The 9787-nt window shown below is 71.2% G+C and carries 9 protein-coding genes; 2 read left to right on the top strand and 7 right to left on the bottom strand.

The window, feature by feature from the left end:
• The 5 genes from L0B03_RS09240 to L0B03_RS09220 form a co-directional block, all read right to left on the bottom strand.
• Positions 1-608: MFS transporter (locus L0B03_RS09240; protein WP_250445521.1), on the bottom strand; the 608-nt coding region annotated here is incomplete at its 3' end.
• The gene (locus L0B03_RS09235; protein ID WP_250445520.1) at positions 605-1249 is read right to left on the bottom strand and encodes a cysteine hydrolase family protein; all 645 of its coding nucleotides are present in this window, start codon (positions 1247-1249) and stop codon (positions 605-607) included. The genes L0B03_RS09240 and L0B03_RS09235, both read right to left, overlap by 4 nt.
• Before the next feature lie 136 nt (positions 1250-1385).
• Positions 1386-2426, bottom strand: a complete 1041-nt coding sequence (locus tag L0B03_RS09230; protein ID WP_250445519.1) for an ABC transporter substrate-binding protein — start codon at positions 2424-2426, stop codon at positions 1386-1388.
• Positions 2427-2570: 144 nt separating this feature from the next.
• A complete protein-coding gene (locus L0B03_RS09225) occupies positions 2571-3458 on the bottom strand; it encodes an ABC transporter permease (RefSeq protein ID WP_250445518.1) in 888 nt (295 codons plus the stop codon).
• Entirely contained in the window at positions 3458-4318 is an 861-nt protein-coding gene (locus L0B03_RS09220) for an ABC transporter ATP-binding protein (protein WP_250445517.1), read from the bottom strand. The genes L0B03_RS09225 and L0B03_RS09220 overlap by 1 nt, the downstream gene beginning before the upstream one ends.
• Positions 4319-4525: 207 nt before the next feature.
• On the opposite strand from L0B03_RS09220, the gene L0B03_RS09215 reads away from it, so the two are divergent.
• Positions 4526-5218 (top strand): GntR family transcriptional regulator, encoded by a 693-nt coding sequence (locus L0B03_RS09215; protein WP_250445516.1) that lies wholly within the window; start codon positions 4526-4528, stop codon positions 5216-5218.
• Positions 5219-5360: 142 nt separating this feature from the next.
• Here the strand turns inward: L0B03_RS09215 and L0B03_RS09210 are convergent, their stop codons facing one another.
• On the bottom strand, positions 5361-7910 hold the full coding sequence (locus L0B03_RS09210; RefSeq protein WP_250445515.1) for an ATP-dependent Clp protease ATP-binding subunit: 2550 nt from the start codon (positions 7908-7910) through the stop codon (positions 5361-5363).
• A gap of 151 nt (positions 7911-8061) precedes the next feature.
• Between L0B03_RS09210 and L0B03_RS09205 the strand changes: the two genes are divergently transcribed.
• Positions 8062-8961, top strand: a complete 900-nt coding sequence (locus L0B03_RS09205; RefSeq protein ID WP_250445514.1) for a Cof-type HAD-IIB family hydrolase — start codon at positions 8062-8064, stop codon at positions 8959-8961.
• Here the strand turns inward: L0B03_RS09205 and L0B03_RS09200 are convergent.
• On the bottom strand, positions 8939-9787 hold an 849-nt coding region (locus L0B03_RS09200; protein WP_250445513.1), incomplete at its 5' end, for an alpha/beta fold hydrolase. The genes L0B03_RS09205 and L0B03_RS09200 overlap by 23 nt on opposite strands.

Below are 9787 nucleotides of genomic sequence, written 5' to 3'. Positions count from 1 at the left end.
TCAGCCCCGGCGGTCGCGCCCGACCCTGCCGCAGCAGCCGCCCGCGGACCCGAGCGCACCGCGAGGGCGAGCAGGATCAGCAGGGCCGAGAGCCCCGTGTAGGCGCCGAAAGCCAGGAAGTAGCCCCCCGCGTCGGCGAGCAGCCCGCCGAGCGCCGGCCCGATGGCCTGGCCCGCGGCGAGGAAGAGCGAGAAGGTCGCCAGGCGGGCGTTGCGCACCCGGGGCGGCTCGTCCTCCCCCCGGGAGAGGGTCGCGACCGTCTGCAGCGAGACCCACACCGCGAGGGTGCCCACACCGATGAGCGCCTGGCTGGCCATCACCCCGGCGAGCCCCGCGGGGACGAAGAGCACCCCGCCCCCGAGGGTCATCACCGCACCACCGCTGACCAGCAGGGTGCGGACCCCCCACCGGTCGGTCATCGCCCCCAGGGGGATGGCCAGGAGGGTCGGCAGGACGGCGAAGGACGCCAGCGCCAGGCTGGCCTCCGTCGCCGTCCCGCCGTCGTCGAGCACGTAGGGGCCGATCAGCGGCCGGAGCATGGTGTGCGCCGACCAGTAGAGGACCCCCAGGACCGCCAGCAGGGCGGTCTGCGAGGTTCCCCCCGTCACGCGACCTTGGACAGTGCCGACCATGTCGAGCTGATCTCCTCGCTGCTCGCCACCACGCCGAAGTACTTGTCGACTGTCTCGACCGTGGTGCGGTGGTGCTCGGCCTCGTAGCTCGCGGCGCAGTCCTCGACGAGGGTCACGTGGTAGTCGAGGAACAGCCCGTCGCGCAGGGTCGACTCGACGCACACGTTGGTCGCGACCCCGGTGAACATCAACGACTCGATGCCGGCCACCCGCAGCACCAGGTCGAGGTCCGTCCCGGCGAAGGCCGAGTATCGGTGCTTGATGACCACGGGCTCTCCGGGCGCGGGCGCGACCTGGTAGAACTCCGCACCCCAGCTGCCGGTGTAGCAGGTCGAGCCCGCGGGGGGTGCGCCGGCCTCGGGGTCGCCCCGGCGGGCCAGCCAGGCCGGGGAGTCGGTCAGCTCGTCGTGCGTGGTCTGGATGAAGACCACCATGACGCCGGCCGCACGCGCGTCCTCGATGAGGGCCTGGAGCCGGGGCACCATCTCGACCGCTGCCGAGGTGTCCGAGCCGCGCTGGCCGCAGACCCCCTCCGGGTCGCAGAAGTCGTTCTGGACGTCGACCACCACGAGGGCGGCGCGGCCCGGGGCGAAGCGGGTCGGTGAGTAGGAGGGCATGGGGCAGGTCCTTTCGTCGGGTGCTGCTGGGAGAGCTGCTGGACGCGGTGCTGCTGAACAGGTGCTGCTGAACAGGTGCTGCTGAACAGGTGCTGCTGAGTGGGGCGGGCGGGGGGCGCTGCTCTGGCCAGGACCGTCAGGGAGCGCTCGAGACGAACTGGTTGTCGGCGATCTGGTCGAAGCTCTGCGGCGTCTCCGAGTCGTCGAGGATGTTGCCCGAGCGGGCCACCTCGAGGGCCGTCTCGACGGCCTCCTCGGTCAGGTGGGTCCCGCCCCACAGCTCGTCGGCGTAGGCCCGGGCCAGGGTCGAGTCGATGACCTCGGGATCCATGGTCGGGAACTCAGCCGCGGTGAGCTCGGCGGCGTACTCGGGGTCGCTCTCGATGAGCTCCTGGCCCTGCTCGAGGGCCGTGACGAAGGCCTGCACCAGGTCGGGGTCGTTCTCGACGGTCTCGCGCGGCACGACGATCGAGGAGTACGCGTACGGTCCGAGGAGCTGCAGCGGGTTGAGGAAGGGCTCGCCCCACAGGCCCTCGGCCATCCCCAGGCCCAGCTGGGGCTCGGCGACGACGGCGACGTCCGCCTGGCCCTGCGCGATGACCGAGGGGATGGCGCTCGAGTCCTCGACCTCGATGAGCGTGACGTCGCTCTCCGGGTCCAGCCCCTCGAGGGCGAGGATGTGGCGCAGGATCGCGTTGGGGGTGCCGCCGTAGCGTCCGCCAGCGATGGTCTTGCCGGTCAGGTAGTCGCCGATGTCCTCGCCCTCGGCGGGCTCGGTGCCCTCGGCGGCCACCATGTAGACGTTGCCGCGGTTGACGACGTTCGCGATGGTCACCAGGTCGGCGCCCTTGACGTTGGCCACGGCCCCCGACTCGGGCCCGCCGATGAACCCGAAGGCCTCCCCGGCAAGGGTCGCGTTGACGTGGCCGCCGCCGGTCAGCGTCGTGACCTCGACCTCGAGGCCCTCCTCGGCGAAGAAGCCCTCGGCCTGGGCCGCGTACAGGGGCAGGTAGCCGACGCCGTGCACGGGCTCGGCGAGGGTGATGGTCGTCGTCTCGGTCGAGGCGGGCTCGGCCGCCGGCTCGTCGGTGCCCGGGTCGGCGTCGGCTGCACCACCGCACGCGGCGAGGGTGAGGGCAGAGACCGTGGCCAGGGCCAGGAGGGAGGTCTTCTTCACGGGAGTGTCCTTCGTGGGTGGGGACGGGGTGGACGGCGTGCGGGGTTCGGACGTGCGGGGGTTCGGGCGTGCGGGGTCAGGGCGACGGCGGGTGCCGTCGTCGGGAGGGGGTGGAAGGCCAGGCGGGCCTGCCGCGCCTGGGGGCTACCGCGTGTGGGTGATGTTGGACAGCAGGCGCTTCTCGAACCAGGAGACGACGAGGTAGAGCGCCATCGAGAGCGCAGCCAGGGTGAAGACGCCGACCCAGATCAGCGCGATGTCGTACGTGGACCCGGCGTACTGGATCATCCGGCCGAGGCCGGCGTTGGACCCGATGTACTCCCCGACGATCGCGCCGGTCAGTGCCAGGCCGATCGCGACCCGCAGGCTCGAGGCCACCCACGGGAGGGTCGAGGGGACCACCACCTTGACGAAGACCTGCCAGCGTGAGGCCCCGAGGGAGTACATGAGGGTGGTCAGGTCCTTGTCGACCGCCTTGACCGCCGAGTAGGTGTTGAGGATCTGGATGACGATCACCAGGGCGGTGGCCATCGCGACCTTCGACGTCATGCCCAGACCGAGGACGAGGACGACGATGGGGGCGAGGGCGAGCTTGGGCATCGCCTCGAAGGCGATGACGAGGGGCTCGGCGGTCAGCGCGTAGGCCCGCGACCACCAGAAGGACAGCCCGATCGCCACACCCCCGAGGACCCCGATGATGAACCCGAGCACGGTCGAGGTGAAGGTGAACCGGGCGTCGGCCAGGATGTCCCCCGACTGGAAGGCGATGACCCCGGTCTCCCAGATGCTCGAGGGCTGGCTCCAGAAGAACGGGTCCACCAGGCCCGCACGGACCCCGAGCTCCCAGCCGACCAGGGCGATGACCACGACGCCCAGACGCAGGGCCGCGACGAACCAGCCACGCGGCTCCTTCTCCGACCGGCGGCGCCGCATCGGCGGGGTGGTGGTTCGACGCAGGGTCGCGAGCTCCTGGAGGCTCCCCTCGGAGGTGGGCTGGGCCTCGGCGGTGGGCGGCTTGACGAGGGTAGCCATCAGGCCACCGTCCCTTCCTCGGAGCTGGGGGTGCTGGTCGTGTGCGTGGTGTGGGCCCCGTTGAGCAGCTCCCGGGCGTCGGCCTTCAGCGCGACGAACTCGGGGCTGGTGACCACCGAAGGCTTGCGGGGCCGGGAGAGCGGGACCTCGAACTCGGCGATGATCCGCCCCGGCCGGGCCGACATGACGAAGACCCGGTCGGAGAGGTAGATCGCCTCGTCGATGTCGTGGGTGACGAACAGGACGGTCTTGTGGAAGTCGTCCCACAGGTCCAGGAGCCACTCCTGCATCTGCTCGCGGGTCTGGGCGTCGAGGGCTCCGAACGGCTCGTCGAGCAGGATGATGTCGCGGTTGAACAGGATGGTGCGCAGCAGGGCGACCCGCTGCTTCATCCCGCCCGAGAGCTGGTGGGGGTAGCGGTTCTCGAACCCGGCGAGGCCGTACGTCGTGAGCAGGGGACGGGCGATCGCCTGGGCGGCCTTCTTGCGGACGCCGCTGATCTCCAGGCCCAGGACGACGTTCTCGACGACGGTGCGCCACGGCAGCAGCAGGTCCTTCTGCAGCATGTAGCCGACGAGCCCCTGCTGGCCCGCACGGTCGACGCCGTCGATCACGATGCGCCCGCTGCTCGGGGCGTCGAGCCCCGCGATGAGGTTGAACAGGGTGCTCTTGCCGCACCCGCTCGGCCCGATGAGGGAGATGAACTCCCCCGGGCGGACGCTGAGGTTGGCGTCGACGAGGGCGTCGACGGTGCCGCCCTCCGGGTTCGGGAAGCTGCGGTGGACCTGGTCGATCACCAGCTGCGCCGGTGCCGCCGAGGTATCGACGTCAGGGCGAGGACTCGTCAGTGTGGATGCCACAGCCATCTCCTCGGTGGGTTCTATAATCTATAGAGCATGTCTACGGGGAGGCCGTTTCTCGCGCATGTGTCGTATGTAAAGAGGGTGTAACGCGTCAGGGGAGACCGACCAAGGGCTCGAGGTGCCGTCGCACCGACCTCGTCCCGTGGCACGATGACGGATCGGAGACCTGGCGCCCGGGCGCGGTCGAGGGACGAGGAGCGGCGAGTGCCGGGACACAGATCGCAGGAGGGCCGACCGGCCCGCACCACCCACGAGTGGGTGCGCACCCGACTCCGGTCGGCGATCTTCGCCGGGGACTACCCGCCCGGCTCCAAGTTGGTCCAGACCGAGATCGCCGAGCAGCTCGGCATCAGCGTCACCCCGGTGCGGGAGGCGATGCGCGACCTCATCAACGAGGGCCTCGTCGACTTCGACCCGCACCGCGCCGCGACCGTGCGGCGCATCGACATCGCGGACGCCATCGAGGTCAACGAGCTGCGTCTGGTCCTCGAGCCACTGGCCGTGCGTCAGGCCGCGGATCACATCACCCCCGAGGAGCTCGAGAACCTGCGCGACCTCGAGACGGTCATGGAGGCCACCGAGACCCACCAGGACTGGCTCGAGGCGAACCGCGAGTTCCACCTCGCCGTCATCGAGGCCGCGCGTGCGCCGCGCCTGGCGGGGATCCTCACCAACCTGCGGCAGATCAGCAGCTACTACCTCGCTGCCTTCGCCCGGGTGGGCGGCGTCGACCACGCCAAGAGCGCCCGCGAGCACCGGGACCTCATCGCCGCCCTGGCCGAGGGTGACGGGGACCGCGCCTCCGCGATCATGGCCAACCACCTCGCCCAGACCGACCAGCTCACCGCGGGCCTCAGCGCCTCGACCCCGACGGCGGGGGCCGACCGGGCGGGGTAGGTCGCGCCCCGAGCAGGTCCTGTCTGGAGGCGGTGCGCGACGCAGGCCTGGGGACGACGAAGCGCCCGGGGCCGATGGTCTCCCACCTGCCCCGGGCGCTCCCGGTGCTCAGCCCCACCCCGTCAGGGTGGGGGTCCTGCGCTCAGTCCTCGTTCGACCCGTCGTCGGTCGTGGTGAGCGGCGGCATGGCCGACACCGCGACGCCGACCGGCTCGCCACCCTCGCCCTCGGCGGGGGCGTCCTTGCCGATGCCCCGGAAGATGAACTCCCCGAGCAGGCCCTCGCCCTCGGCGTCGACCTGGACGGTCTGACCGGTGCGGAGCTCGCCGAAGAGGATCTTCTCCGAGAGCTGGTCCTCGATCTCGCGCTGGATGGCGCGGCGCAGCGGCCGGGCCCCCAGCACGGGGTCGTAACCCTTGTCGGCGAGCAGCTGCTTGGCCGCGGGGGTGAGCTCGATGCCCATGCCCTTGTCCTTGAGCCGCGTCTCGAGCTTGGCGATCATCAGGTCGACGATCTGGATGATCTCGGTCTGCGTGAGCTGCGGGAACACGACCGTGTCGTCGACACGGTTGAGGAACTCGGGCCGGAAGTGCTGCTTGAGCTCGTCCCCGACCTTCGCCTTCATCCGCTCGTAGGAGGTCGACAGGTCGCCGCCGGCCTGGAAGCCGGTCTGGAGGCCCTTGGCGATGTCCCGCGTGCCGAGGTTCGTGGTCATGATGATCACGGTGTTCTTGAAGTCGACCACCCGGCCCTGCGAGTCGGTCAGTCGACCGTCCTCGAGGATCTGCAGCAGCGAGTTGAAGATGTCCGCGTGGGCCTTCTCGACCTCGTCGAAGAGGACCACCGAGAACGGACGACGACGCACCTTCTCGGTGAGCTGCCCGCCCTCGTCGTAGCCGACGTACCCGGGGGGCGAGCCGAAGAGCCGCGAGACGGTGTGCTTCTCGGAGAACTCGCTCATGTCGAGCTGGATGAGCGAGTCCTCGTCGCCGAAGAGGAACTCCGCGAGGGCCTTGGCGAGCTCGGTCTTCCCGACGCCCGTGGGGCCGGCGAAGATGAACGAGCCACCGGGGCGCTTGGGGTCCTTGAGCCCGGCCCGCGTCCGACGGATGGCCTGCGAGAGCGCCTTGATGGCGTCCTCCTGGCCGACGACGCGCTTGTGCAGCTCGTCCTCCATGTGGAGCAGCCGGCTGGACTCCTCCTCGGTGAGCTTGAACACCGGGATGCCGGTGGACATTGCCAGCACCTCGGCGATGAGCTCCTCGTCGACCTCGGCGACCGTGTCCAGGTCGCCCGACTTCCACGCCTTCTCCTTCTCGGCGCGCTGGAGGCCGAGCTGCTTCTCGACGTCGCGCAGGCGCGCGGCCTTCTCGAAGTCCTGCTCGTCGATCGCGGACTCCTTGTCGCGGCGCGCCTCGGCGATCTGCTCGTCGAGGTCACGCAGCTCGGGCGGGGCCGTCATGCGACGGATCCGCAGGCGCGCGCCGGCCTCGTCGATCAGGTCGATCGCCTTGTCCGGCAGGAACCGGTCGTTGACGTAGCGGTCGGCCAGGGTGGCCGCCGCGACCAGCGCGCTGTCCGTGATGGACACGCGGTGGTGCGCCTCGTAGCGGTCCCGCAGGCCCTTGAGGATCTCGATCGCGTGCTTCAGGTTCGGCTCGGCCACCTGGATCGGCTGGAAGCGCCGCTCGAGGGCCGCGTCCTTCTCGACGTGCTTGCGGTACTCCTCGAGGGTGGTCGCCCCGATGGTCTGCAGCTCGCCACGCGCCAGCATCGGCTTGAGGATGCTGGCGGCGTCGATCGCGCCCTCGGCTGCCCCGGCCCCGACGAGGGTGTGGATCTCGTCGATGAACAGGATGATGTCGCCGCGGGTGCGGATCTCCTTGAGGACCTTCTTCAGGCGCTCCTCGAAGTCACCGCGGTAGCGCGAGCCGGCCACGAGAGCACCCAGGTCGAGCGTGTAGAGCTGCTTGTCCTTGAGCGTCTCGGGCACGTCCCCGCGCACGATGTCCTGGGCGAGGCCCTCGACGACGGCGGTCTTGCCGACGCCGGGCTCCCCGATGAGGACCGGGTTGTTCTTGGTGCGGCGCGACAGGACCTGCATCACGCGCTCGATCTCCTGCGCGCGGCCGATGACCGGGTCGAGCTTGCCCTCACGGGCAGCCTGGGTCAGGTTGCGGCCGAACTGGTCGAGCACCGCCGAGCCCGAGGGCTGGCCCTCGGCCGGGCCGCCCGCCGCGACGGGCTCCTTGCCCTGGTAGCCCGAGAGCAGCTGGATGACCTGCTGGCGGACCCGGTTGAGGTCGGCGCCCAGCTTGTTCAGCACCTGGGCGGCCACGCCCTCGCCCTCACGGATGAGGCCGAGCAGGATGTGCTCGGTGCCGATGTAGTTGTGGCCGAGCTGCAGCGCCTCGCGCAGGGAAAGCTCGAGCACCTTCTTGGCGCGCGGGGTGAAGGGGATGTGACCCGAGGGGGCCTGCTGGCCCTCGCCGATGATCTCCTGGACCTGCTGGCGCACGGCGTCCAGGGAGATCCCGAGCGACTCGAGCGCCTTCGCTGCGACGCCCTCACCCTCGTGGATGAGCCCGAGCAGGATGTGCTCGGTCCCGATGTAGTTGTGGTTGAGCATCCGCGCCTCTTCTTGGGCGAGGACGACCACCCGGCGGGCCCGGTCGGTGAATCTCTCGAACATCTGCGCTCCTTGCGGGCGGCGTGCACCCTGCCTGGCGCAGGGTCTGGACGTCGTTCGTCAAGGCTAACCGCGGGTACCCCCCAGCACTGCCCGTGTTCGCCGCAGGCGTGATCCGATCGTGAGGTCACGGGGATCGGGGAGGATGGACTGCGTGCCTGAGACGACCGCCCTCACCTCCGCCGACCTGCCCGCCGGCCTCGACCCCGCGACCCTCGACATCCGCCTCGTCGCGGTCGACATGGACGGGACGCTGCTCGACGCCGACCACCAGGTGCACCCGACGCTGTGGCCCCTGCTCGACGAGCTCGACCGACGCGGGGTGGTCTTCTGCCCCGCGAGCGGCCGCCAGCACGCGACGCTCGTCGAGCAGTTCGCGGGCCGGCCGCACGAGCTCGCGTACATCGCCGAGAACGGCGCCTACGTCTCGCGGGACGGCGCCGAGCTCAGCTCGCGGGCCCTGGACCGGCCCCTGGTCGAGGGGGTCGTCGCCACGGTGCGGGAGCTCGCGGCGTCGGGCCCGGACGTGGGGGCCGTGGTCTGCGGCAAGCGCTCGGCCTACGTCGAGCGCGCCGACCGGCCCTTCCTCGACGAGGCCGAGCGGTACTACGCGCGGCTCACCGTGGTCGAGGACCTCCTCGCGGTCGAGGACGACGTGCTCAAGGTCGCCGTCTTCGACTTCGGCGCCGCGCACCGCACCACGGCCCCGGCCCTGCAGCGCTTCGCCGCGACCCACCAGGTGGTGGTCTCGGGCCAGCACTGGACCGACGTCATGGACCGACGCACCCACAAGGGCGCCGCGCTCGCGACCCTCCAGGACGCCCTCGACGTGACCCCTGCCCAGACCGTCGTCTTCGGCGACTACCTCAACGACCTGCAGATGCTCGAGGCCGCCGACCTGTCCTTCGCGATGGCCAACGCCCACCCCGAGGTCCGCGAGCGCGCCCGTCACGAGGCCCCGGCCAACACCGAGAACGGCGTGGTCCGCACGCTCGCGGCGCTGCTCGGGATCCCGATGGCTGAGCTCGAGGCTAGGAGCCGTCCGGCCGGGTGAGGTGCTCGACCACGGACGCGACCACGCCGTCGTCCGCGAGGATGCGCTGGTGCCCCAGGCCCGAGGTGGTCAGGAACCTCGCGTTGGGCCACGACCCGGCGATGCGGACGCCGACGGCGTACGGGGTCTCCTTGTCCTGGCGGTCGTGGATCACCAACGGGTCCGGGAGGCCGCCGTCGGCCCCCAGCGGGCCGAGGTCGAAGCCGTCGACCGGCCGTTCGCAGAGCGCCTCGAGGCGGGCCTGCAGCCTGCTGCGGGTGCGCTCGGTGACGCCGATGGCCTGCGCGAACCCGTAGGAGATCCGCGCGAAGTCCTCGTTCGGGGCGATCAGCGCCAGGCGCCCGACGGCGAGGTGCTCGCGGGCCACGACCACGGCGGCCGTGCAGCCCATCGAGTGGGCGACCATGCCCGCGGCGGGCCCGAAGGCCCGACCGACCGCCGCGAGACCCTCGACCGCGTCGAGCACGTTGCCCTGGCCGGGGCCCATGAGCCCCGGCTCGGACTCCCCGTGACCCGGGGCGTCGAAGGCCACGACCCGGTACCCGGCCGCGACCAGGGGGGCCACGAAGGCACCCAGCTGACCGCGCCAGCCACCCCACCCGTGCACGAGGTGGACCACGGGACCCTCGCCCCAGCTCTCGACGACGAGCTCGGCCCCGCGCTCGGTCCGGACCCGGTCGATCTGCCCGGGGCGGGGGCGGAAGTCCTTGCGCCGGCCAGGGTTGCCGGGCGGGGTGCACCACAGGCGGGTGGCCCGCTCGGCCGCGAGGTCCGGGGCGAGCCGGTCGAGGGCCGCGAAGGTGGCACGGAGGGAAGTCGGAGGCCA

Origin of the sequence: Actinotalea sp. C106 (genome assembly GCF_023630195.1) — a bacterium.
Classification (GTDB): Bacteria; Actinomycetota; Actinomycetes; order Actinomycetales; family Cellulomonadaceae; genus Actinotalea.
Note: the sequence above shows the minus strand (reverse complement) of the source record. Positions and strands in the feature narration are given on the sequence as shown.

Excerpts from the sequence above, each read along its gene's own strand:
- L0B03_RS09235 (WP_250445520.1), bottom strand. The coding sequence starts at position 1,249 with ATGCCCTCCTACTCACCGACCCGCTTCGCCCCGGGCCGCGCCGCCCTC.
- L0B03_RS09225 (WP_250445518.1), bottom strand. The coding sequence starts at position 3,458 with ATGGCTACCCTCGTCAAGCCGCCCACCGCCGAGGCCCAGCCCACCTCC.
- L0B03_RS09210 (WP_250445515.1), bottom strand. The coding sequence starts at position 7,910 with ATGTTCGAGAGATTCACCGACCGGGCCCGCCGGGTGGTCGTCCTCGCC.